This is a genomic window from Mesorhizobium sp. M1066 (assembly GCF_040318635.1).
Classification (GTDB): Bacteria; Pseudomonadota; Alphaproteobacteria; order Rhizobiales; family Rhizobiaceae; genus Mesorhizobium.
Map to the genome: position 1 here is coordinate 30,001 of NZ_JAMYMR010000036.1, position 25,459 is coordinate 55,459.

15 protein-coding genes are annotated in these 25,459 nt (G+C 60.4%); 9 read left to right on the forward strand and 6 right to left on the reverse strand.

Annotation, left to right across the window (positions count from 1 at the left end; genetic code table 11):
* Positions 1-3: 3 nt before the first annotated feature.
* On the reverse strand, positions 4-2,331 hold the full coding sequence (locus NKH52_RS28840; RefSeq protein ID WP_352735816.1) for a type VI secretion system Vgr family protein: 2,328 nt from the start codon (positions 2,329-2,331) through the stop codon (positions 4-6).
* A 363-nt stretch (positions 2,332-2,694) separates the two neighbouring features.
* Between NKH52_RS28840 and tagH the strand changes: the two genes are divergently transcribed.
* The 7 genes from tagH to NKH52_RS28875 all read left to right on the forward strand — a co-directional run bounded on the left by tagH (position 2,695) and on the right by NKH52_RS28875 (position 15,286).
* Positions 2,695-3,735, forward strand: a complete 1,041-nt coding sequence (gene tagH, locus NKH52_RS28845) for a type VI secretion system-associated FHA domain protein TagH (protein WP_352735817.1) — start codon at positions 2,695-2,697, stop codon at positions 3,733-3,735.
* A gap of 295 nt (positions 3,736-4,030) precedes the next feature.
* Positions 4,031-5,527 (forward strand): type VI secretion system protein TssL, long form, encoded by a 1,497-nt coding sequence (tssL, locus tag NKH52_RS28850; protein ID WP_352735818.1) that lies wholly within the window; start codon positions 4,031-4,033, stop codon positions 5,525-5,527.
* 19 nt (positions 5,528-5,546) lie between these two features.
* Complete coding sequence (gene tssM, locus NKH52_RS28855; protein WP_352735819.1) at positions 5,547-9,110, forward strand: type VI secretion system membrane subunit TssM; 3,564 nt, start codon at positions 5,547-5,549, stop codon at positions 9,108-9,110.
* 166 nt (positions 9,111-9,276) lie between these two features.
* On the forward strand, positions 9,277-10,050 hold the full coding sequence (locus tag NKH52_RS28860; RefSeq protein ID WP_013525286.1) for a PP2C family protein-serine/threonine phosphatase: 774 nt from the start codon (positions 9,277-9,279) through the stop codon (positions 10,048-10,050).
* 5 nt (positions 10,051-10,055) lie between these two features.
* Positions 10,056-12,464: a serine/threonine-protein kinase gene (locus NKH52_RS28865; RefSeq protein WP_352735820.1), complete on the forward strand. Its 2,409-nt coding sequence runs from the start codon at positions 10,056-10,058 to the stop codon at positions 12,462-12,464.
* An 84-nt stretch (positions 12,465-12,548) separates the two neighbouring features.
* Positions 12,549-12,959 (forward strand): DUF1036 domain-containing protein, encoded by a 411-nt coding sequence (locus tag NKH52_RS28870; protein WP_352735832.1) that lies wholly within the window; start codon positions 12,549-12,551, stop codon positions 12,957-12,959.
* Positions 12,956-15,286 (forward strand): M23 family metallopeptidase, encoded by a 2,331-nt coding sequence (locus tag NKH52_RS28875; RefSeq protein ID WP_352735822.1) that lies wholly within the window; start codon positions 12,956-12,958, stop codon positions 15,284-15,286. Before NKH52_RS28870 ends, NKH52_RS28875 begins: the two co-directional genes overlap by 4 nt.
* 101 nt (positions 15,287-15,387) lie before the next feature.
* Here NKH52_RS28875 and NKH52_RS28880 read toward each other — a convergent pair whose 3' ends face one another.
* The gene (locus NKH52_RS28880) at positions 15,388-15,918 is read right to left on the reverse strand and encodes an OmpA family protein (RefSeq protein WP_352735823.1); all 531 of its coding nucleotides are present in this window, start codon (positions 15,916-15,918) and stop codon (positions 15,388-15,390) included.
* A gap of 148 nt (positions 15,919-16,066) precedes the next feature.
* Between NKH52_RS28880 and NKH52_RS28885 the strand changes: the two genes are divergently transcribed.
* Entirely contained in the window at positions 16,067-16,678 is a 612-nt protein-coding gene (locus NKH52_RS28885) for a DUF6931 family protein (RefSeq protein WP_352735824.1), read from the forward strand.
* Positions 16,679-16,723: 45 nt separating this feature from the next.
* On the opposite strand, the gene NKH52_RS28890 is transcribed toward NKH52_RS28885, so the two are convergent.
* The 4 genes from NKH52_RS28890 to NKH52_RS28905 form a co-directional block, all read right to left on the reverse strand.
* Complete coding sequence (locus tag NKH52_RS28890) at positions 16,724-17,959, reverse strand: caspase family protein (protein ID WP_352735833.1); 1,236 nt, start codon at positions 17,957-17,959, stop codon at positions 16,724-16,726.
* A 20-nt stretch (positions 17,960-17,979) separates the two neighbouring features.
* Positions 17,980-19,089 (reverse strand): OmpA family protein, encoded by a 1,110-nt coding sequence (locus NKH52_RS28895; protein WP_352735826.1) that lies wholly within the window; start codon positions 19,087-19,089, stop codon positions 17,980-17,982.
* A gap of 132 nt (positions 19,090-19,221) precedes the next feature.
* Positions 19,222-22,404 carry a beta strand repeat-containing protein gene (locus NKH52_RS28900; protein WP_352735827.1) on the reverse strand — a complete coding sequence of 1,061 codons (3,183 nt, stop codon included), beginning with the start codon at positions 22,402-22,404 and terminating at the stop codon, positions 19,222-19,224.
* Between the two features lie 239 nt (positions 22,405-22,643).
* Positions 22,644-23,369 carry a hypothetical protein gene (locus NKH52_RS28905; protein ID WP_352735828.1) on the reverse strand — a complete coding sequence of 242 codons (726 nt, stop codon included), beginning with the start codon at positions 23,367-23,369 and terminating at the stop codon, positions 22,644-22,646.
* A gap of 227 nt (positions 23,370-23,596) precedes the next feature.
* On the opposite strand from NKH52_RS28905, the gene NKH52_RS28910 reads away from it, so the two are divergent.
* Positions 23,597-25,015 carry a caspase family protein gene (locus tag NKH52_RS28910; protein WP_352735834.1) on the forward strand — a complete coding sequence of 473 codons (1,419 nt, stop codon included), beginning with the start codon at positions 23,597-23,599 and terminating at the stop codon, positions 25,013-25,015.
* The last annotated feature ends 444 nt before the right edge of the window (positions 25,016-25,459 follow it).

The following is a 25,459-nucleotide window of genomic DNA, read 5'->3' on the forward strand; positions in this document are numbered from 1 at the left end:
CCCTCAATTGTTGTGGATGTTACTTCCCTTGACTTTGACATCGCCCGACGCCTTCACCGTGATGTCGCCGCTGCCTTTGATTGTGATGTCCTTGCCGACGATCGCGATGGTGCCATCTTTCTTCAAGGTGATAGACGCGTCTCCGCAGATAAGTGAAAGCTCATCCTTGGCATTGACGAGCAGCTTCTTGCCGACGTTGATGACGCTATCTTCGCCGATGTCTACCTCGCTCTTCTTTGCGATTTTGAGTGCTCGTCCGCCACCGACTTCCGTAGAGTCATCAGCACCGATCTTGCCGCTGCGGGCCGCGCCGATTTCAAAGTTTTGGGCGGCGCCGACCTTGATGTTCTGATCCGCCCCTATCTGAACATTTTGGGCGGCACCGATCTCCCAACTATCGGACGTCCCGACGCTATGGCTCTGGCTCGAACCGACGCTCACGCTGCGCGTTGCGCCGATCGTATTTGTCTGCGGACCGCCAACTGTGCGGGTCTCGGCGGCACCGACGGAATCAACGCGAGCGGCGCCCACGGTAACAGTCTGGACAATCCCTACCGTCTGCGAATGATTGGCGTCTATATTCTCCGTCGAATTCGACACGACATGGATGGTCTCGTTGGCCATGACCGTCAACGAGCGATTGGCGCCCACCGTCTCGGTGTCGTTCGAGCCTATGTTCGTCGTCTGGTCGACGCCGACCTTGACCGTCTTGTTGTTGCCGACGTCCTCGTCCAGGTTGTGGCCGACGGAGTGCTTGGCGTCGTGGTCGATGCGGTCGGATTGGTCGTGCTGGACCAGCTTGGTGCGGTCATGCTTGATCAGAAGGTGGTGGTCCTTCTGCGCCTGGAAGTTGACTAGTTCGGAGCCGGCCTTGTCCTCGAACATCAGCTCGTTGTAGCCGCCACCGCCTTTGGAGGAGTCCGACTTCCAGCCCGATTGGGTGGCGCTGCCCGGCAGGCCGTAGGGCGGCATCTGCGAGGCGTTGTAGACCCGGCCGGTGATGATCGGCAGGTCCGGGTCGCCTTCAATGAAGTCGACGATCACCTCCTGGCCGATGCGCGGGATCTGGATGAAACCCCAGCCGCTGCCGGCCCAGGTCTGCGAGACCCGCACGAAGCAGGAGCTGTTCTGGTCCTTCTTCCCCAGACGGTCCCAATGGAACTGCACCTTCACCCGCGCGTATTTGTCGGTGAATATTTCCTCGCCGGATGGACCGACCACCGTCGCCGTCTGGGGGCCGCGCATGATCGGCCGTGGCGTGATCCGAGGTGGACGATAGGGCAAGGCGGTCGGCGCCAGGCCGAGGATCACCTTGAAGTTCTCGCTCTCGACGTCGGCATGGGCTCTGTAGCCCGGATCGAACAGCCGGTATTCGGCGCTGACCACCAGATACTCCTGGTTCTGATCCTCGCGCGGAAAGCTATCCAGCTTGAACGTGCAGCCCGAATAGAGGCCGCGCACGGTGCCGACAGCGGCGATGCGCTGGTGCACAGCCTGAATTTCCTCGCGCCGGATCGCGGCCAGGCTGTCGCCCCGGCCCGTTTCGAGATGTGCGCCGGGCTGGCGGTAGTTCTCGCCCGCAGCCTCCCTGTGGCTGAACGGCTGGGCCGACTTGGCCATGAGGTCGGCGCCCGGCTTCGTGAAATCATAGTCGGTGTGGGCATAGGCGCCTGGGCGGACCGAACTGCCTGGAATCCATTCGGTGATGTATTCGACATCACGCCGGGAACCCTGACCTTCAAAGTTATAGAGCACTTTCTCATAGCCCGGCGCAGGCTTCAGCTTACTCATCGCATCGGCCAGGACAAGCGTGTGCTTGCCGTCATCATGCTCGAAGAAATACAGGATGCCTTCATGCTCCAGCAGCCGCTGCACGAAATCCAGATCGGTTTCGTCGTACTGCACGCAATATTCGCGCGGTGGATAGGCCCCTTGCAAGCGCAGATCGAATTCCGCGATACCGTATTTCTTGAAGATGTCCTTGACGATATCGACGACGCTCTTGTTCTGGAAAATACGGCAATCGGTGGTGTTGCCGAGAAACCAGAGCCACGGCCTGATAACCGCCTCATAGTAGGCCAGCCGATCTTCCAGCCGGGTGAGCCGGAACTCGGAGACGATGCCGCTGAACCAGCGTTTCGGGTCGGATTCAGCTTCGATCGAGAGCGGCCCGCCCAGCATCTTCAACGGATCGATATCGGCATCGGTGCTCACGAACCCGACCGTGTAGGCAAAACAACGGCTGATCTCATCGCGTCCGACAAGATGCGTGAAGGTCAACAGCTCGGAGCCAACCGGTGTCTTCACAACGGTGGCACGTTCATTTGGCATGGGTCGAGCCCCTCCTGGACGCGGCCGCCAATGTGATGGATTTGAAGTTCCCGCTATACTAACGACATCACGTTCAGGAACTTCTTAGATCCGCCACGCCAGGCCATGTTGAGCCTAGCACATGTTTTCCTGCTGGCCAAAGAGGACATGGGGGACAGAAACCTAAACCGTATCGCGTTTGGTCGGATTCACGCGCTGCACCTTCAGGTCTTGTTTCATGCAATGTCGTTTTCTCAAACGGAGGGCACTTTTGGGCGACATGCGTTAACCAGCCGGTTCATCGGCTTGAAACGCTTCTGTCCTGTTTTACCCGCAAGCTGCTAGAATGGCGGAGTACCGATCAACGATCGACGGCGATCTCGGATGCACATCAGTCTGGAAATCAACAATGTCGACGCCTTGCCCGCCGGTATCGCGACCGGCTACGCGGCGCGTGATCGCGGCTTCGAAATCGGACGCGATGCTTGCGACTGGACCTTGCCGGATCCCGACAAGTTCATCTCGGGCCGCCACTGCGAGGTTCGCTACGAGGCGGGCGCGTTCTGGCTGCACGACATCTCGCGCAATGGGACTTTCATCAACGGATCGAGCCAGCGCATGACCGGGCCACACCGGCTTGGCCATGGCGACCGGATACTGATCGGCCGTTATGTCATCTTGGTATCGATCAACGAAGAGCGCACCACGACGGGCCACTCCAGCTACAAATCCGAGCAGCGAGACATGCCGCCCGCGACAGGCCGGCCGCTGGAATTCAAAGATGCACCTTTCTTCGATCCCGCACAGCAACGGCCCGGGCAGCGCATTCCGCCGCACTCCTCACCCCTGCCTTCGACCAGAGACGAGGTCTTGCGGGAGATCGCGATCGGAGCCGGCATTTCGCCGGAATTGCTTCAATTACGCGACCCGCATGAAGTTGCCGCCGAAATCGGCGCGGTCCTGCGGGCGGTGGTCGAGGAACTGACGTTGCTGCTGAAAGCACGTGCGGCCGCGAAAATGCTGGCCAAGAGCACACAACGAACGATGATCAGCGCCGCCGACAACAATCCGCTGAAGTTCGTTCCAGGAACCGACGAAATCCTCGAAATCATGTTCGCCCGTCGCAGGGCCGGCTATCTTGATGCCAGGCGCAGTATCGAGGACGCATTCCGCGATCTGAAGACGCACGAATTCGCCACCTATGCCGCCATGCAAGCTGCGCTCTCCCGACTGCTTGACGACCTGTCGCCCGAGGCGATCGGCAGGAAACTCCCGCCTACGTCGTTCACATCGAAGAAGGGGCAGGCCTGGGACGCCTATGTCGCGACATGGCGGACCATGGAGGAGGCACATGAAAACGGCATGCTGGACATCTACCTGGCGTATTTCAGCGAGGCCTACGCCAAAGCCGACAAGCAAAAATAGGCGATCCAGGAAACGCCTGGCAGGCCAATCAGAAAAGTCCTCCGACGCCCGGCATCCGGTTCCAATCGACAATTTCTGAGATTACAATCGCATACGACAGTTCGCCAAGCGGGTAAGACTCATTGACCTGGGGGTCTGCGGCAATGTCATGCTACGGCGGGACAGGATTTTCTGGCCAATCCTTCTGCGGACACTGCCGCGGCCGACCGGGGCTGCGGTCCCTTTACCCGACCAGAAACCGTCTTGCGCCTGTCTCGCCCAATCGCGGGTATCCCGCCTGCACGGGTGATCGGCGATGAGCTCGAAGGACGACCCCTTCGGTCCGGCGGGCAAGACCGTCATTCGCGCAAATCCACGGCGCACGCAAAAACCGCCGCCGGTTCCGGAGCAATCCATCGCGGACACCTCCAGGATCGAGGATTCAACCGTGTTCGATCCTGGCGTCGTGCGGCCACCGGGCTGGGTATCAGGAACCGTCATCTATCAAGGCCCGGCCCTGGGTGCCCCAGCAGGTACCAGCTCTTCGGCCGCCGCATCAAAGCCGCCCATCGAGCAGGGCATGCTGCTCGGCGCCGCCGAGGTGGTCAGATACTGCGCGGCAAACACTATTCTCGCTGCGGCCGCTCCTTTGCTGATGCTGTTTGGGCAACTCAGGCTGATGCCTGTCGAAAGACAGGCGGAGCCACTGGCGCAACATGTCGCTGAGGCCATCGAAAAATTCGACCGGACGGTGGAGAAATCGGACGTTGCCGAAGAGGATGCGCGGATTGCGCGTTATGTTCTGTGCGAAACAGCCGACGATCTCATCGGCAACCTGCCTTGGCCTGGGAAAGACGACTGGTCGCAACGCAGCATGTCGTGGCAGTTCTTTCATACCCAGTCCTCCGGCACAGGCTTCTACGAAGCACTGAACAAGATCCTGGCCCATCCCGAGACACATTACGATCTGCTCGAACTGATGCATGCCTGCCTGTCGCTGGGGTTCGAGGGCCAGTATCGCGGCGTGAGGCGCGAAGACAACAATCTCGAGCGCGTTCGACGCGACGTCTACGAGACGCTTCGCTACTTCAGGACGCGTGCGGGTGAAGACATCTCGCCGCGCTGGCAGGGCTTGGCCGAGACGATGGCGCAGTCCTCGGCCCGCCTGCCGCTTTGGGTGGTTGCCGCGTCAGCGTCGGCGCTGCTGGCGGCGGCGTTCTTCGCATTGCGGGTCTTCATCTCCAATGAAGGCGACGCCGCCGCAGGTGAATTGCTGGCACTCAACCCATTAATACCCGTCGCTATCGAGCGCGCCAGCGTGGCGCCGCTGGTCGAGCCAGCCAAAGTCGCCCCACCGGCGGCCAACGCTCAGATCGATCGTATTCGTGCGGCGCTGGCCAAGGACGTCGAAGGCGGCGGACTGGCCATTGGCACCAAGGGCGACTTCATCGTCGTGGAAATCAACAATCTGCTGCTGTTCCAGTCCGGCAGGGCCGAGACGAAGCCGGAATTTCAGCCCATCGCCGCCGACATCGCCGCGGCTCTTGAGCACGAGCCTGGACCGATCCGGATCGTCGGCCACACGGATAATGTCAAACCGCGTCGGTCGAGCGCCTTCAAATCCAACTTCGACCTTTCGCTGGCCCGGGCCAAAGCCGTCGAAGCGCTGATGGCCGCGAAATTCGGCGATCCCTCGCGACTGACGGTGGACGGCAAGGGCGAGGACGAACCGATCGCCGAAAACGCGACGCCGGAAGGCCGCGCCAGGAACCGCCGTGTCGATGTGATGATCCCCAGGGAGGAGACATTGTGACGACCTGCTGGAAGCATCCATGACGCGTTGGCTGCTGCGGATATTCAGCATGACCGCGCTGATCGGCTTCGCGACGGCTATGTGGTTTGCCGGCCCCTTGATCCGCTTTGCCGATAGCCGGCCGCTCGGGCCTGCCTGGCTGCGTGCAACGATCATCGGTGTAATCGTGGTGACGCTGGCGCTTGTTCACGGGCTGCGTTTCTGGCAGGCGAGGAAGGCGCAAAAAGCGCTCGAAACCGTCCTTGCGCACAATGATGACCGCGATGATGAGGATGGGCGGCTGCTCGAAGCCCGCATGAATGAGGCCTTGGCGGCGCTCAAAGGGTCGAGCGGCAAGCGCAACTTCCTCTACGACGTCCCCTGGTACGTCGTCATAGGCCCGCCGGGTGCCGGCAAGACAACGGCACTGGTCAATTCGGGGCTGAATTTTCCGCTTGCCGGTTCAGGAGACGCCCAACCGGTGGCCGGCATTGGCGGAACACGTGCCTGCGACTGGTGGTTTACCGACCAGGCCGTGTTGATCGACACCGCAGGTCGCTACACGACGCAGGATTCCAATTCTGAGAGCGACAAGAAGAGCTGGCTCTCCTTCCTGTCACTGCTCAAGAAGCACCGCGCCCGGCAACCGATAAACGGCGTCATCCTGGCCATCAGCCTTGCCGATCTGATGAGCTTCGACGACCGGCAGCTAGATACCCACGTCGCCGAGATACGCAACCGGCTGAGGGAAATCCACGAGACGCTGAAAATCCAGTTTCCAGTCTATCTGATTTTCACCAAGGCCGATCTTGTCTCCGGTTTCATGGACTACTTCGGCGGTCTCGACGAGTCACGAAGGCGCAAGGTGTGGGGCGCGACATTCCAGACCGCGGAGCGCGACAGGAACATGGCCGCTGGAGCCCCTGCCGAATTCGATGCGCTGGCAAAACGACTGGCCGACGAGATGGCCGACCGCCTCCAGGAAGAGGCTGATCCCGTCACGCGCATCTCCATCTTCGGTTTTCCGGCACAGTTCGGCGCACTAAAGGGCCGAGTTACCAGTTTGGTCGCCGCTCTGTTCGATCCCGGACGCAGCCAGGTGAATGTCAGCCTGCGTGGATTGTATTTTTCGTCCGGGACGCAAGAGGGCACGCCTATCGATCAGGTGCTGGGCGCGATCGGCCGCAATTTCGGCGGCAATTCCCGCCCTCACCTTTCTGGAACCGGCAAAAGCTTCTTTTTGCATGATCTGCTGACGGACGTCATTTTTGCTGAATCGGGCTGGGTTTCGTATGACAAATCGGCTGCAAGGCGTGCGGCGATCGCCAGATTTGGTGGCCTGGGTGCCATAACGCTGATCGCCTCCGCCGCACTGGGTACGCTCGCCCTGAGCTTTGCTTCCAACCGGTCGCTGATCGCCTCCACAACGCTGGCCATGGGCCAGTATCGCGAGACGGCGGCCCCGTTGCTCAAGGCCAGCACGGTCACCGATGTCGACCTTGAAAACGTCATCGGCCCGCTTGACCAGTTGCGCGATCTGCCGGCCGGGTATGAAACCGGTGGCTTGCCGACACCGTTAGAGGAGACGTTCGGCCTCAGCCAGAGGGAGAGACTTCTTTCGGCATCCAAAACAGCCTATCGGCAGGCGCTGGAGCGACTGCTCCGATCGCGCCTGTTGATCCAGGCCGAGCGGACGATCCAGGCCAAGATGGCCGATCCCGTCGCCCTCTACGAACCGTTGAAAATCTATCTGATGGTTGGCGGCAAGGCACCGAAGGTCGATGACGCTTTGATCGTTTCGTGGATGAAGCGGGACTGGGAGCAGAACCGATATCCGGGCGAAAACAATCGCGAAGGACGCGAGCAGCTCGAAAAGCACCTGCGCGCCATGCTGGCATTGGACGACGCCTATGATCCGGTCTTCGAACTCAACCAGCCGCTTGTCGAAGCCGCTCAACGTTCACTCGGGCGTATGAGCCTTGCCGATCGCGCTTCGGCCTTGATCAAGTCGGCTATATACGCAGCGGTGCTGGACGATTTTTCACTGTCTCAGAAAGGCGGGCCGGAAGCGCAGCTGCTGTTCGAGCGCATCGATGGCGGCGATCTGTCAGGGCTTCGTATTCCCGGAATCTATACTCATTCCGGCTTCAACACCTTCTATCTCCGGCAACTGTCGCGCATTGCGCAGATGCTTGTCGACGAGCAGTGGGTTCTCGGGGGCGGCGGCGAACAAGGCGACATCAACCAGCAATTGCTCAAGCTCGGCCCCGAACTTCTTGATCGCTACGGCAAGGAGTTCGCGGCCGCGTGGAACGGCGTTCTCGGCCAGTTGAAATTCAAGGCGATGCTGACGGACAAGCCGCACTACATCGCGCTTTCGGCCGCTGCCTCCCCAAGCTCACCGATGAATCAGCTCTTTGCGGCAATCGCCGATGAAACAGCTCTGACGCGGGACTCAGGTGACGGCCCCGATCCCGGCACCGAGATCGAAGGCACGGCCCAGAACCCGCCGCGCAACCCCGCGGATCTGGCCAAGGGCCTGGCCCGCATCGGCATAAAAATCGCCAGCGGCAAATCGCAAAGCCGCGCCGGCACCGGGGCCGCCGACGCACGGAACTTCAGTCCAGGAGCAAACATCGAAGCGCAATTCAGACCATTCCAGGCCCTGGTGAACGGCCCTGCCGGACATCGCCCGATCGATGCTCTGACCCAAAACTTCAGCGATATCTATCAGAGCCTGCAACTGGCGGCCGAAGTTCCTTCGCAGACGGAGCGCGTCAATTCGAACCTGCAGCTGCAGATAGCTACGCTTCGCGCCAATGTCTCGCGCCTGCCCAAGCAACTCGGCCGGATGGTCAACGCGACGGCGGATGAGTTCGAAGGCAACGTTGCCGAAACCTCGGTGACCAACTTGAATCAGATACTTGACCAGACGGTCACAGCCCCTTGTGAAGCCGCAATCAGCGGCCGTTATCCTTTCGCCCACGACGCCACCGAGGATGTTGCGATGGCAGATTTCGCCAAATTGTTCGCCCCTGGCGGCTTGCTGGACCGGTTCTTCGCACAAAATCTAGCATCGCTGATCGACATGACCAGCCAGGACTGGACTTGGAAACAGGATGCGCGCTTTGGACGCGACCTGTCGAAATCGACCCTGAAAGACTTCCAGCTGGCCGCGGAAATCCGCAGCGCCTTCTTCCCATCGGGCGGTTCGTTGCCTTCGGTCAGCATCACTTTCACACCGTTCTCACTGAATGGCGATGTCGATACGGCGATACTCGATGCCGAAGGCCAGATCGTCTGGAGCAACCAGACGGGCAACGCGCCGAGCGCGGTCACCTGGCCGGGCGAGGCGGCTTCCGCGTCCGCCAGCCTAAGCTTGACGCCGGAGATGCCAGGCCGCGAATCCGCCATCAAGTTCGAAGGGCCCTGGGCGCTGAAACGACTTCTGGACAAGGCTGCCGTCACCGGCGACGACAGCAACATGCAAGCGCGCTTCGTAATCGGCGGACGCGACGTTACCTATGCTCTCCAGACAGGCTCAGGCTCCAACCCCTTCTTCCTCCCGGCCCTGTCCGGATTCAGCTGTCCCAAGGCGTTTTGAACAGGGTTCATCTGCTGAACATGGCGTCGGTCCGCTGACCACAGCGTTCAAAGCCTGGTTTTCCTTAGTTTTCGATACTTTAATGTTCGAGCCTGTGGCAAAGTGGCGCCAGCGAGCGTCCAAAGGTGCGCCGCAGAAGGACGCTTGAAAAGCGCTTGGTGGCAAATTGAATACTGTCGCCCTTTCCGTGGAGAGCTTCGGCGTGAGCCACAAAGGCTGTGTCCGTGAGCTCAATGAAGACAGCTATCTGGTCGAGCCACAAACTGGCGTCTGGGTGGTAGCCGACGGAATGGGTGGACATGACGCCGGAGAGGTCGCTTCCGCCAGTATCGTCGATCATCTGTCAACAATCGGCATTGCGAGCTCAGCTCCCGATCTTCGCGCCCGCTTCGAGGACAGGCTGGGCCGGGCCAATGCCGAGATCCGAGGCATATCTGAATCCCGCGGCATAACCATCGGTTCCACCGTTGCCGCCCTGCTGGCGATGGACGGGCGGTTTGCCTGCCTGTGGGCGGGTGACAGCCGCGTCTATCTTGTCCGCAACGCCTCGATCTCGCAGATCTCGAGAGACCACACCGAAGTTCAGGAGCTCATCGACCGCGGTATCATCAGCGCAGCCGAAGCACGCACGTGGCCGCGCCGCAATGTCATCACGCAAGCGATCGGCGTCAGCGACGAGATTGTCATCGATTTCCAGCAGGGAGAAATCATGCCGGGGGATATTTTTGTGTTGAGCACGGATGGTCTGACGGCGCATGTCACCGACGCCGAGATCGAGGCGGCGACGGTGTCGGCGACACCTCAGGCAGCCTGCGAGAACCTGCTCGACATGGTGCTGGCGCGCGGCGCAACGGATAACGTCACGATCGTCCTCGTAAAGATAGGACACGAGCGCGATGGCCAATTGCCTCCTCCATATCTGCATAGAGCGAAGGCCTGAGGTTGATGGGCTCCGACGACAAGACGCGCATATCGGGGGGCATGGCCAACACCGTCGTAGGCACGCAACTCAGCGGCATCTACGAGCTCGACGAACGCATCGCATTCGGTGGCATGGGCGAGGTTTACCGTGGCCATAATATCCAGACCGGTGACCATGTCGCGATCAAGATCGTCTTGCCCGAGTTCGCCCGTGACCAGACGATCTTGTCGCTGTTTCGCAAGGAGGCATTGATCCTCAATCACCTGTCGCATGACGCGGTCGTGCGCTACCACGTCTTCACGATCGATCCCGGGATCGGCCGTCCCTACCTTGCCATGGAATTCGTCGACGGTGAGTCGCTGTTCGACATCATGCGGCGTGGCGCGATGCCGGCGGCTGATGTGCGCAAGCTCTGCCACCGCCTCGCCTCCGGCCTGAGCGCCGTGCACCAGGCGGGAGCAATACACCGCGACCTCTCGCCCGATAACATCATCTTGCCGGGAGGCCGGGTCGACCGCGCGAAGATCATAGATTTCGGTATCGCCCGGTCGGCGAGTGTCGGCGGTGAGACCCTGATCGGCGGAAAGTTTGCGGGAAAATACAACTATGTTTCACCCGAACAGCTCGGGCTCTACAGCGGCGATGTCAGTGAGCAATCCGATATCTACAGCCTGGGGCTGGTGCTGGTTGCCGCCTTGCGCGGCAAGCCAATCGATATGAGCGGATCGCAATTCGAGGTCATCGAAAAGCGCCGGACCGTGCCTGATCTCACCGACATCGACGATGATTTTCGTGACATCGTTGAACCCATGCTGCAACCGGATCCGCAGGACCGACCGGTTAGCATGGCGGAAATCGCCAGGATGACGCGTGACGAAAACGAGGATACAACCCCGCCGGCGTCCATCACACCCCGCGATCGGTCGGCTTTGCCGCGAACCTTTGCATCCGGCAGCAAAACCCAGGCACGATCACACAATGTTGAGAGGCACGACGACGCAGCCGCAGCGGGCCCAGGCGGACAGCCCTTCGTCGAGCACGTGCGGCCCGCGCATTTGTTCGAACGGCCGCCTCCGGCGCCGATGCCGCGCGAGGCCACGGCGCGTTTGCCTGGAAGGTCCACAAAGACCCGAACCCTGGCGATCGCTGCCTTGGCGATGCTGGCTGTGTCCTCCGGCGCGGGCCTTTACCTGGGCGGCTTCATGACGCCTGCCACACCGACTGCCGGCAAGACATCGCTTTTGGCACCGGAGCCGTCCAAGCTCCCGCCCGGCCTGTCAAAGCCGCCCCTGGCGGACTCTGCCGCCCCTGAGCCGGCAAAGGCAGTTTCGCCCGTGCAGGCCAGCGGACAGGCGGCTGAAAATCCGGCAGATACGTTGGGGGTTCAAAAGCCGGAGCCAACCAAGCCCGCCGAAGTCCCCTCGCAGAACGACGTCGTCGCGAAGCCACCCGCAACGGACGCCAGGCCGCCACCCGAAAAGGCATCGCCGCCAATCCAGCCGGATACGATGACCAGCGACAGTCAAACGTTGGCCGCTTCCAGTGAGACAACCGCCCCGACGCCGGCGGTAGAGAAAGCCTCGACGCTGCCGCCCGCTGAGCCCAAGGTTGGCGAGAGCCAAAAGCCCGAACCGCAGGCCAGCAAGCCGGCAGCACCCGCAACGCGGGAGCCCAATCCCACTGCGGCCCCACCGGCTGTCGCAAACGCCGAGAGCCCTGCCTTGCCGACAAGCAACCAGCCGGACCAACCTGCTGTCGCGTTGAACGTGCCCAAACCGGAGATTCCCCCGGCCGTCGACGACATCGCCCAACGGGTGTCATGGGTTCGCGACTTCGGCGGCGGCGACTGTTTCTATGCGACGATGACCTCAGCAACCGACAAGGCTGCCGCGATCGAAGGCTTTGGAACATCGGTCCAGCCATTCGAAGGCATGCTGGCCGAGTTCCAGGCCAAATTCCATGTCGAGCCGGACATCAGCGTCCGGCTCATTGAACCAAGCCAATGCGAAGTCACCAATTTTCTGCGCTTTATCGGGCAGACCGCATCAGACAAGCCGCAGCTTGTTCTCGATCGGACATCGGTGCCAAACGGTACGCCGATCAGCGGCACGCTGGTGACGCGTGGCGGGCTCAGGTCCAGCGTGCTGTTGATCGACCATAAAGGCATGGTGTTCAATCTCGACGACCGCATCGTCGTAGAACCCGGCAAGGCTACTTTCAGCATCCCGATTGGTCTCGGGGCCGCCGACAAAGCCGCCGGCAAGGCCGTGCCGCAGATCATAATGGTGATCACGGGCCCTCAGGACATTCAGGCAGCCGCGTTCTCCACGCCCATGCCAGCCTCGGTGCTACTCCCCAAGATTCTCGAAGAAATCGAGACCGACGGGTCTCAATTCTCGGCCACCGCCCAGTATTTCCGGCTCGGCGGATAGCATGGGCGCCCGATGCAACTCAGCCGCTCTGACCAGCCGATAAGGCAGTTTGATCCGGTTCGGGCCCCTGCCCTGCGTGGCAGCATGAGGCTTGCGGTCATGGGGGGCGCGGCCCTGTTGGCCGTGCTGTCATCCAGCGAAGCGCGCGCCGAGTTCACGGTCTGCAATCAGACTCTGGATGTCTTCAATCTCGCCGTCGGCCAGAAGGTCGACAATGCGGACCAGACCGATGGCTGGTGGACCATCGGCGCCAATCAATGCGTAAACGTCATTCGCGAGGAACTGACGAACCGCTACATCTACATCTACGCAACGGACGTGTTTGGTCATGCGATCCTCACAGGATCGACCGAAATGTGCATTGAGCGGCGACGTTTTTCGATACGCGGCATCGACGAGTGCTGGCAGCGCGGCCATATCGCGGCACAATTTCTTGAAGTCGATACCCTCGAACAGGCGCGGTGGACTTTCTTCCTTACGGGAAGCAATCCGTGACGCACGGTATCGACACGAGCTTCAGGCAGAAAAAGCAGGCGCGCGCGGCCCTTCGCAGGCGCACGCTTCGGCGCAGGCTTGTTGCCGGTCTCGCGGTGGTTGTGCTGCTCTCTATCGCCGCCGGTTTCTACCTCACCGCCGAGTATTGGTCGTTCGGAGACGAAGACGAGGAGTTGCATGCGGTCGAGGGGGCGGACGATATGCCGGCGGACGCATCCGTGTATGTGCCAGCCATTATCGATCTGGCGGGGGACCCGATGTGGATCACGCTGGCGCCCGATGCCAGCGCCGCAACCAAAGGCCGGACAATGCCGCGCCCGGTGGAACTCAACCAGGCCGGCGTTTCTCCACAGATCGAAATCCTGTCTGACGTCATGCTTAGCGCGAGCGAAAAATTCATGACAACGATACCGTCGACGCAAGAGGATTTTGCATTCTTCCAGGCGCAACGAAAGACTGCTGCCCCACCATCCGGTGATCTGCAGAACGATCTTGAGCCATCGCCGATAGAGGGGGAACCAGCCGCAGCGCTCGACCAAAGGGCGGACGCCGATGATCCCGAAGCCGGCTGGGGCGAGACCATCGATGCGGGCGATGCAGCCCTTCCCGCATTCCAGAAGACGCAGATCGAAAACAACACGAGTGTCGCAACCGTCTCGAATGAGTATCAGCGGTTCGAGGCGACCGAAGACACGTTCGTGAAAATCCTCAACGACCGCTCTTTGGACAGCGTCGCGATCGATGCGCATTTCTCCGCAGAGGACGCCAAGCTGGCAGGGCAAGCGCTGAAGGCGCTTTTCAACCGCGACGGCCTGGAACCGGGCTATGTCATCGCCATGCGTGGTTTCAGGCCGAGGCGCGAGACGACGACCATGTCGCTGATGCAGGTGTCCATCTACGCCAAGAACGTCTTTGTCGGCACGCTGACACGCAATGCGGCGGGCGCATTCGTATCGGGTGTCGATCCCTGGGTCCGTGAAGACCTGTTCAACTATTCGGGCGCACAGGGGGAAGGCACGCACAAGCGGCAGTATCGCCTGCTCGACGCGATCTACTCGACGGCGGCTCGCAACAGTGTTCCAACCGGCGTGATCGGCGAAGCGATCATGTACCTATCGCGAGGGCAGGATCTGGACGCCTTCGCCAGCGAGGACCAGCGCCTTGTGCTGATCTACTCGCAAACGCCGCGCGGCAAGGGCGAGACTGACGGGCGTGTGCTGTATGTCGGTGTGCAGGGCACCGAAAAGAGCCTCGACTGTTTCGTCTTCCAGCTGAGCGAGGGCCAGTTTGCGTGCGTTACCGGTGACGATCAGGTCCGCTCGCTGACGGTTACCAACGGCATGGTCACGCCCGTCAACGGGGTGATGACATCCACCTTCGGGCCACGCAAGCATCCAATTCTCGGCACCGTTCGCATCCACAAGGGCGTCGACTGGGCGGCTCCCGTTGGCACGCCGATCGCAGCCGCCTTCGATGGTGAGATCACCTTCCAGGGCGATGGCGGCAGCTATGGCAATCTAGTGAAGATCTCGCACTCAAACGGGCGCGAGACGCGCTATGCGCATATGCTGAGATTTGCAATCGGGACCGGTGTCGGAACCAGGGTGAAAGCCGGCGATGTGATCGGCTATATCGGCACCACCGGCCTTTCGACCGGGCCCCACCTGCATTTCGAACTCTACCAAAATGGCGCAGCGATCGACCCACTCGGCACGGTCACCGCGATCGCTTCCGACGATTCCGCGGTCGAGACGCTCACCGACCGTATCGTTCATGTCGAAAGCGGCGGCAGCGCTCGCGCCAAGAACCCAAATTCCTCAGCAACCGGTGCAGGGCAATTCATAAGCAAGACCTGGATCAGGATGATGAACACCTACCGCCCGGAACTTGCGCGCACGCTGTCGACAGCCGACCTGCTCGCACTGCGCTACGACGCCACGATCTCGCGTGAGATGGTTCGCAACCTGGCTCGCGAAGGCGAGGCCTATCTGCGGGAGCGTGGTCACCAGATTACGGCGGGCAGACTCTATCTCTGTCATTTCCTGGGAATGGAAGGCGCGCACCAGGTGCTGTCGGCCACAGGTTCGGCGCAACTGAGCGCCGTGCTGGGGTCGGCCGTCATCCAGGCCAACCCGTTTCTCACCGGCAAGACCGCCAGCTACGTCGTGGACTGGGCCGAAAGGAAAATGGTCCAGAAGCTGGGCCGCATGGCCACTGGCGCCGCCCAGCAGACAACGACCACGGAGATCCGCCAGACGTCACCGGAGTTTGAAAAATACAAGCAGGCCGTCACCGCCGTCATAAGCTCAATTCAGAATACGCTTTGAACCACGCTCGCGCTGCTCTATCAGATGCTCACCCCTGTCCAAATTCCATCGGGTAGAACAATCTTCGCCCCATCCCCAGGCTGCGGCGCAGCTTTGCGTGGCTATTGCGTCTTTATCCGCATTTCCACGCGGCGATTGAGCGGATCGTATGGGTTGGAACTGCGCGGGTTCTTTTCACCCATGCCGACCGCGTTGATGCGATCAGCCTCGATGCCGCTGGCCGTGAGGAAGGCGGCTACCGATTTCGCTCGTCGTTGCGACAGGCCTTCGTTGTGGTGCACCGTGCCGGTGGCATCGGTATAGCCTTCGACGACGAAGCTGAACGTGCTCAGCCGGTTATCCTTCAGGGCTTTGGCGAACTCGTCGAGTTCAGCGCGCGCGGTGGCGTCAAGTTCGGCCGAATCCAAGCCGAAATTGATCAGCATGTCGAGGCCGGTTTTCACTGCCGGCGCGTCATTGGACTTGCTTTTGCACTCCTCCGCGGAGCCAACACAAATCCCGCGGGACTTGCCGAGATCGGCCGCACCAGCAAAAAACTTCACGATGTCTTCCGATTTCTGAACGGGGTCGGCGGAAGCGTGGGTCGAGAAAAGCACGACCGCCAACACAAAAGCTGAACTGCTCCACTGCATAGCGGCTCCTCCTGGTTGAGTATTCCGATTTTCGATGTCGGGATAATAGCAAATTCGCAGGCAATTGTCTGTCTGCAATCGCCGGGGGCGCGACAGTTGTTGCCGCGTCACCGGTTGAGACTTGACCCGCGCCGCGCCTAAGGCTTGAGTGGCCAAGCTCCTCGATGAAAGCGTGGCGGTCATGGCCAATGGGCTCCGATTCAAAACGGCAAGGGATCTTTTCGCGGCGTGTCCTGCTATTGCGCGGGACATGAGGAGCCTTCCAACCGACCAGCGCTCGATCGAGTTTTGCCGCGACCTTCTCGCAGGGCGCGTTCCCGAGGAAGCGGTTACATTTTGTGCCTACCTGCTTCCCGAGCGAGCCGCGGTCTGGTGGGCCCATGAATGCCTGAGCCACCTGGCCGACCTGTTGGATGAGACCGATCATCAGTTGCTCCCGCTGGTCCACAACTGGGTGGGCGAACCGGACAGTCTCCGCCACCAGGCGGCGCTCAGCACAGCCGGCGGGACGCCGCCAACAACGCCGGTCGGCTGGATTGCTCTGGCCGCGGGATGGCGTGACAATGGTTCGGCCAGGGCCGCGACGATGGCACCGGCGTTGCTGCCGTTTCCAGCCGCCCACGCAATCAATGCCGGGATTCTGGCCGGACTGGCGCGTGTCGCACTGGCTGACCGGTTCGCCGTTCTTTCGGCATTTGTCGAAATGGGCATCCAGATGGCTGAGATCGAGGCCCTGAGCCAAGCAGCGGATGCGGATTAGAGCATTCGCCCGGCAGAAACCGATGGATGCCGTCATCATCCTGGCTTACTTACAGCCACCTTGCGCCCATTTTGCGAGCGCCACCTTGAAGCGCGTTCCAAGCGGATGTTGAAGCCGTAAAACAGACATGTCGTTGGCGGCGAAATTTTTCGACTGTTCGCACAGCCGGGCCTCGTTCCATTCATGGCAACCGTCGCAGTGCTTTCCTTCCCATACCGACTTGTCGAGCCCCTCCACAGGACTGAAGCGTGGCTTGCCCTTGATCAGCTCCGCAATGCTCTTGCCGTCGATTTCCGGATCGCCGAAATCGACAGGATGGTCAAAAAAGATAGGCTCGTCGGAGGCAAGCCGTGGGATTTTCTGACGAAGCATATCGAGCGAAAGTTGGGCGTCGTCGGCGCCAGACGGGTTTGCCGCGTTTCGCCCATCCGAACCGGCTTCCGATTCCTGAGTGGTCGCCTCGCCTACGATCAGCGGTGCGTTGAGGTCGATCTTGTGCAGGACGACCTCAGTGGTCAGCGAGACATTGCTCCAGGGGCGCTGTTTGCCGGCGGTTGCCTTGAAGACATCGGCGGTAACACGGTTCATGGCTTCGGTGATGGAAACGTTTGTTTCGCCCATATGCGCCAGCAGCGCCGAAGCGAACGGCGAATGTTGGCCCGACCCGTCAAAGGCGACCTGATTGGGACTGGTGGCGAACGCGACAAGCGTGCCGGCGCCACCATTCTCGATCGGAATTTCGGCAAGGCCGCTTCTTGCTCCCTTGACGCCGGCGGTCTTTGCCAGCACTTCGGCAAGCGGATTGTCACGGCAAGCGTCGAGAAAAATCAGCCTTATGCTGGTCTCGCGCGACATTTGCCGCAGGACGAAGTCCACGGGCACCGCCTCGAAATCGAGCGAAGTCTCGTCCTCGAGTGCTGCGTCGACCGGAAGAAGGTAGTTGCTGCCTGAAACCTGCAACCCATGGCCGGCATAGAAAAAAAGGGCGATATCGGCGCCGCGCACCTGCTTTGCGAATTGTGCAATCGTCGTCTGGGTCTGCAATTTGGTCAGATCGAAGCCGGAAACGACTTCAAAGTCCAGATTCTTGAGGCGTTCGGCCATGGCGTGGGCGTCGCGTACCGGATTGGTCAGCGCCGGCGCATGCTCATAATGCGAGTTGCCAAGGACCAACGCAACACGGCGTTCAGCACTGGCGGCCGACAAAGTCAAAAGCAGTGCCAGCGCTACAAGCGCAATGGCGCGCACAAGACCACCGCAATGGCCGATATCAAAACCCACCCGGGACAACAGGGCGTCCCTCAGTTGACGAGCTTAGTGGCGGAAAACTCGATCCGCCGATTGAGCGCCTTGTTCTTCGGCGTGTCGTTGTCGGCAACCGGGCGCTCCTCGCCATAGCCAGTCGCCGCGATCTGGGTGCGCGGAATGCCAGCAGCAACTATGGCGTCGGCAACCGCCTGGGCCCTTCGCTCCGACAGGCGCTTGTTCTCGATGGGCGACCCGTCGGAATCGGTGTGTCCGGAAACCTCGACCTTAAGGCCCGGGCACTTGCCCACGACACCGACGACCTCAGCAAGCAGCGGCCGGCTTTGGCTATCGAGCCGCGCGCTCGCCGTTCTAAAGTAGATGGCTCCGGTGCGCGACAGCACCGCGAACCTGTTGAGGCACTCCTCGTCGCTGAAGCTGGTCTTCGCCGCATCGGTGGTGACTGGCCCGACATCGGCAGTGCTCGCCGCAACCGGTTGGACAACAGCCGGCTTGCTGCCGTCAGCGATGAAAACGAAATCGAATGAAACCGATGCCGTGGGAACAATATTGGTCACGTTGGCTGCCTGCTGGAGTTTATCCACGTTCGGCAGCAATCCGAAGTCTTCCACATGCACGGCGACAGGAGCCTCCGAAGCGACCGACACCATGGTGTCGCTGATCATGGTGACCACGATGTTGGCTTGAAGATCCTTGTCGACCCCGTGCAGGCTGAGACGGAACGGAAGAACCGCCTTCACGCGTCGCTTGGTCGCCAGGTCGGCAAATGCGGCGGGATCTACCGTCGCGGTCAGTTCGGCGGACGGAAACTTGAATGTCTCGAAGAAAAGGAACCGCATGCGGACGTTGCGAAGGTCAACCCCTGTATCGACCGAATTGAGGTCGAAGGTGACTCTCGCATCACCCGCCGAGGTGAGGCTACCGGAAATATTCCTGATCTTGTTGGTTTCGACGATCGTGTTCTTCTTGACCGACTGATAGGTCAGGACCGAAGCGGTCGAGTCCAGCGTCCAGTTCGTCCCTGCGTTCGCAGTTCCCAGTCCGGGCCAAATCAACACCAAAAACGCAACGACCAAGCCAAGCGCGTTTATAACGAGCCAGCCTCTTGCCCGTGTTTTCCACCAGACTCCCACGACTTCGAACATGGAACCCCTGCCTAGAGCAGTTCACGATTTCTCAGCGAGGAGCATAGAACACTTGCTGTCGCTTGGCGAGCATCTCGCGTGGTGCGGTGCACCACTCCCGAGCGATGCAAATCTCGGGTTCATCGCCCTTGGTTAGAAGGCGATCTTCAGTCCAAGCTTGGCGCCGATGGTGGAACTGTCGGAAGACGCCTTGCCACGGACTTCGCCGTTGACGGTGGTCGAGTCCGACATCTTCAGATTGAAGCCTGTCGACAGCGCGGCGGAAAAATCCGCATCGTCGAAGTTGATCTCCCTGGTGTCGATTTCGGTGGTGTTCTTGTAACCGACACGCTGCTGCAATTCGCCCCGCGCATAGGGGCTGAACACCATGTGGTTGCTCAGCGTGTAATCGCCATAGATGCCGGGCTCGAGCTTGATCGCGCCAAAAGAAAGCTGGCTCTTGCCGAACTCGTTGCCGCCGCTGTCTGTATAGGGATCGCCGCGGAACGAAACGCCAAGCAGGCCGCCGCGCAGATCGAAACGGGTGCGGTCCCCCAGTTTGAAGATATGGCCGACCGATGCCGTAACCGCATAGCCGTTGGTATCATAGCTGCCGGTGGTGCCGAGCACGCCGTTCGTCACGTCGCTTCCGCCGATGAAGCCGGAGGCGGAGACCAACGCATAGTCGACGCTCCTGCGAAACAACACGTAGCCGCCGAACAGCCCGGCCTTGTTGGTACCTTCGCCGATGGCATCAAATCCCCGAAACGCGCCGAGGTTGACGTCTGTCGAGGCGTAGCCGGCGAAAACGCCGATGTTCAGGCCATACTCATTGTCGAACTGGAAGTGTTTGGCGGCATTGAAATCAAGGCTGATGGCGGCCGAAAAATCATTGGCATCGAAGCTCGGGGCGGAGCCGTTCAAACCTCCGCCAGTGATGTTGTAGCCGTCATGCTCGGTATGGGCGAACTGGCCGGAGGCAAATACCCCGAAGCTCTCCGAAACCGGCACCATTCCAGATCCGGATGCGGGCGAAAGGTTGAGGTCAGCGTCGAGCGCGTCGCGGTTTATGCCGTAGAGAGCGTCGATTGCCACCGTGACCGCGCCGGCGTTGGTGGCACTGGTCGGCGCCGCCGCAATGCCAAAATTGACTGGCGTGGCACGCAGGAACACGCTGCCATTCGGGCCTGTGACGATCTCATAGGTAAAAAGCGAACCCGGTGTGCCGGGCACGCCTGCGACGCTGAACGTCCCGGTGACCGGGCCGTTGGTCGAAACAATGAGCGGTATGTCGGTCGGCTCGGCAAATTGCGGCGTGCCGAGCAGGTTGACGATGATGGTATTGGCGCCGGTTGCCGAAAACGCATCGGCAACGAGCTGATCCGACTGAGATGTCTGCTGGTTGATGTCGAGGCCGATGCTGGCACCGTCGAGGGTGAGGCCGCCTAGCGTCAACACATCGCCAGCGACACCATTGCGCATGTCGATCAGCGAACTCGTGGTCGCGATAATCGAACCCGGCATGGTGACGTTGCCGTTGATGAACAGCGTCGAGCCGTTGCCGAGATTGAGCTGGTTGATGCCTTGCATGCCGCCGTTGAAGCGCAGCGTGGAATTGTCGGAGGAAAAATTGTCGAAGCCGGTAAAGTTCTGGCTCTTGCCGCCGGCAGCGAGATCGGTGCCGGTGATGGTGCCATTGGCGCCCGTGCCGCTGAACAGAACGCCATCGCTCAAATTGAGTGGGTCAACCGCACCGATGCCGTCGATCACGAGCGTGTCGGGACCAAGACCGGTAATGTTACCGCCGATCGTGCCGCCCGACAGATGGACATGCTCGGCGTCGATGCCGCCCGTGATGGTGCCGCCGGTGACCGAGACATTGTCGAAGCCGGCGCCGCCGGAAACGCTGGATCCGATGGCGCCGCCGCTGATGACAATCAGATCGTCACCGACATCGCCGATGACCTCTCCCGCAAGCACGCCGCCGGAGACAAATATCTGATCGTTGCCGTCGTTGCCTTCCAGAAAACTGTTTATGGTGCCGCCGCGCAGCGTAATCACATCATTGCCGGCACCACCGCTTACCGCACCCGCGAGAGTGCCGCCGGTCATGTCGAAGGTGTCGTCACCATCCTCCAGCCCGACAGAATCCGTGCCCTCCCCACCCTCACCTGGGTCGATGCCGACACTGGCGTTGCCCGAGATCGATACGCTGTCGTCCTGGCTGCCGGCATAGATCGAGCCGTCGACCGTGCCGCCGCTGACGGTATAGGTGTTGCCGCCGCCTTCGCCGAACACCGAGCCGGTCACATGGCCCGCGGTCATGTTGAAAATCTCGGCGCCGCCCGCAAGATCAACGATGCCCGGCGATGTGGTTGTGCCGATGGTTCCACCGTTGATGTTGACGGTGTCGTTGCCATCGTTGCCGAAAATGCTGCCGCCTATGGTGGCGTTGCCACTGACCGTTATTGTGTCGTTGCCGGCCTCTCCATCGATATCCAATTCGATTACGGTATTGCCGCCGATGCTGACCTGGTCGTCGCCGGCCCCGGCATCCACGGCCTCGACGTTGCCTCCCCCTATGGTAATGGTATCACCGCCCTCACCCCCAGAGATGATACCGACGATTGGCTCGCTGAAAAAAACGCCTTCCTCGACCTCGAGGATACCGACCGATATCAGGTCGTTACCGATGCCACCGGTCACATTGCCGACCTGTGTGCCGCTGCCGGATATCACGACACTGTCGACACCATCTCCAAGATCGATGTCGTGGATGCTGCCGGCCTGGATGATAACGGTGTCATCGCCCGCCCCGGCGTCGAGATTGGCGTCGACATTTGGGGCGAACGGATCGCCCGACAAATCCCCATAGGACATCTCGAACCGGTCGTTGCCGCCAAAGAGTTCGAGGGTCCCCTCTGCCGACTGCAAGGATGTCGTTGCCGATGACGTTACCGGCGGCAGGCCACTTATGATGGGGGTAGGCGTGCTGTTGTCCAGGATACCGCCAAAGATGCTAACAATGTCATCGCCGTTTCCGTCATAATCGTTGACGATGACTGTCGACGAGTCGTTGGCTTGCCCCTTGTATCCCGCGAACCCCGTCGTGAATACGCCGCCGACATCCTGGACGTTTCCAGTTGTGCTGCACTCGACCGTGACCGATGTCGTTTCGAACGTCGTTTCGGCCGAGATGCCTGAGCCGACTGTTGTACCAGCACCGCTTGCGATAGCCGAGCACGCTTCCGCGCCAGATATCTGCAACGTGGATGCCGCCGCTAACGCAAGCAACGAAACACCCGCCAATTGATAGGCCTCGCGCGGCACTCTCATTCGATCCCACCTTACGAGAATCGATACCGTCACAGTTAAGGCAATTACAATAAATCACCGGCCCTTCAATGGGGCTCGTTGACTTGACTGACAGGCAGTGTACGCAGCGCGCTGCTCGTCGGCAATGGTTAGGCGTTCGCTCTCAGGCCACTATAAGGTCATGTGTGGCGACAAGGTCACTATCGAACTCAAATTGAACCGCTCACATGCAGTACAGCGCCGTACAAGGACGGGAACGTCTAAAGGTCAGAATAGGCTGCCGAAACGGTCAGGCTTCCCGCGTGGGCAACCTTGCGGTCGTAACTTGCCCATATTTCCCCGCCGCACTGCTGGGCCCAGCGATGACAAAAAGAAAAATCGGTAGGCAAGTCCACGTCCGGCGTCACGATCTTCGAAAATGGCGTCAAAAAGCTCTCGAACTGTGCGGCGTATTTGTTGTTTCTGTAGCGCGACCGGTTCACCGTTTCGGGCAGTTTCTCAATTATCCTGGCGACGCAGTCGCGCGAAACCAAGAAGATACCCGTGCCACATAGCGATACCCGGACAAAGCCGCCCATCTCCTGCCGCGGTTCGATGATGGTTCCGAGGAACTCCAGGCTTTGCGCAAAGGCCTTGTCGAACGGCAGTTTCGACAGCGAGTGAAGTTTGCGAAGGTCGACCAGACGCCGCGGATACAAAGTGCCGACTACAGGCTTGTCGAGCGCCAGCATCGCGGCAATGAGATCGGGCGAAAAGCCCATGTCGCTGTCGATCATCAGCATGTGACTGCAGTCCAGCTTCTTGTAGTAGAAATTCGTGAGCAGATAGTTCCGGGAAAACGGTATATCCGTGTACTCGATTTCCGACAGCGTGAACGCGTAGCTGGAAAGGCTTTCGTGAGTCAGGGCCGCAAAAAGGCTGCGAACGAATACGCTTTTGTAGGCTGCTCCGTAAACCGGCAGCGCGAGGTTGATCTTGGTCGGCATCGAGCCCTCCACGGTCCAATGACTGCATACAAATCCCTTTTTCCTATCTTTGACAGGATACTTGGTATAAAAATTTGCGGGCCTTTGGCGGCACGGGGTTCAAACGCTCGGGCAGGATTGCGTTTGCGTCTGGTGCGTTCGAAGGCCGCCGGATCAAGATTGACGCAGGCTGGAACGAGCATGCCGATATGACCCACCGCCACGGATACTTGCGCATCCCGCTGCTCATGCTTTTCGCGATTTTGAGCACGATCGACGTTCGCGCCGCGGTCGAACAGAACGCCTCATTACAGCCGCGCAACCGGCTGGCGATCGTCATCGGCAACACGAACTACCAGAGCAAGCGTCTCGAGCACCTCGCCAACGCGGTCAACGATGCGACGAAACTGTCCGACAGCCTGAAGCGGCTGAACTTTGAGGTTCTGACTGGAACCGATCTTACCGCCGATGGCTTCGTCAAGCTTTTCCATGACGCCGAGGCGAAGCTGCCCGAAAGCAGCGCCGTGCTGATCTTCTACGCCGGCCACGGCATGCAGGTGCAGGGCGAAAATTACCTGCTACCGATCGATACGCCCGATCCGGAAAACCTGGACAAGCTGACGGCGCACGCCGTCAAGCTGAATGATGTGATCGCCAAATTCGCCAGTCGCGGCCGTCAGACCTTCATCTTCCTTGATGCCTGCCGCAACAATCCGCTGGGCAGCGGCGCCAACATCTCCAACGGTCTGGCGCAGGTCGAGGTCGGCGAAAACACGTTTGTCGCCTTCGCCACCCAGCCCGGGAACGTCACCGTCGACGGGACAGGCGAAAACAGCCCGTTCACCACTGCGCTTCTGAAAAACGTCGAAATTCCTGGCTTGAGCATTTCGGACATGATGATCCGCGTCCGCAACGAGACCGAGGCGCTCACCGTCGGCCGCCAGGTTCCGTGGGATCAGTCGAACCTGCGTGAACAATTCTATTTCACCGAACAGCAGATGCTCGATCCGGCGCAGTTGAGCGCCAGCCTGTCGCGCATCCTGTCCGATCCATACGCCAAGAAGAAGCTGCAGATAGAGCTCGCCTCCAACGACCTGCAGACAGCCGTGCTCATCGTCGGACAGACGCTGCGGTCCGTCGAGATTCCGGCACCGTCAGGCGGTTCAGCGGAGCCGGTCGGCACTCGGGTCGCCAATCTGTCTTCAACCGAAAGCGTTGCAGTCGCTCGCCAGAGCGTCGTCTCCGGCCTCGAAACTCTCATCGTCGGCGCCTCGGCGGGCGAAGCGGAAAAGGACAAGGCAGGCGGTCTTGCGCGCAGCATTCAGACCGAACTTCGTCGCCTGGGGTGCTACCGGATGCAAGTTGATGGCGATTGGGGCACAGGCTCCATCCGTGCCCTCACCGACTACTACAAAAATACCAAACAGATCGCACCCACGACCGAGCCGACCGTCGGATTGCTCGGCGATCTCTTTTTGCGTTCCGGCAGAATCTGCAAGCAGCCGGTCATCGTCAAGGCCAAGCCGGCTAAAGTCGCGTCGGACAACGGACCTTCGCAAACCGGTCCCAGCCGCAAGGCGGCGAAACGCGCGCAGGCCGTCCCGCAACGCCCCATAGCCCCCCCACCAGACATTAGTGGGGGGATAGGCATCGGTGGTGTGTTTTAGGACGTGGGCTGTCAGGCGGGCCTACTTCATTGGCGTTCGTAACATCACGATTTCGCCTCACGGATCGCCTGCAAAGTCGCGTGGCGTAGCATGTCCTCTCGCTTCAAGGTCTTCACACGTCCGACTCCAGAACGCAGTCGTCGGCAAAGAACGCCATAATGCGATCGAGATCGTGCGCGTTGAAGGCCTTACATAGCTCCGTCAATGTGGCTCGAATGTCCATTCGCGAACGCCTCCTCGAATTCGAAGTAGGTCACTGTCGGCGAATCCGGTCAAGTGTCCAGCGAGACTGCCTGGCCATCAACACGATGGAGCGCGGCTTCCGCCCCTCACCCCTTCTTGGCGAACGCCCAGACCATTGAACTGACCCCCGAAAGTTGGACATCAACCTTCGGGGGTTTTCATGTCCAAACACAGCGAGAGTTTGAAGCGCACTGTTGTTGA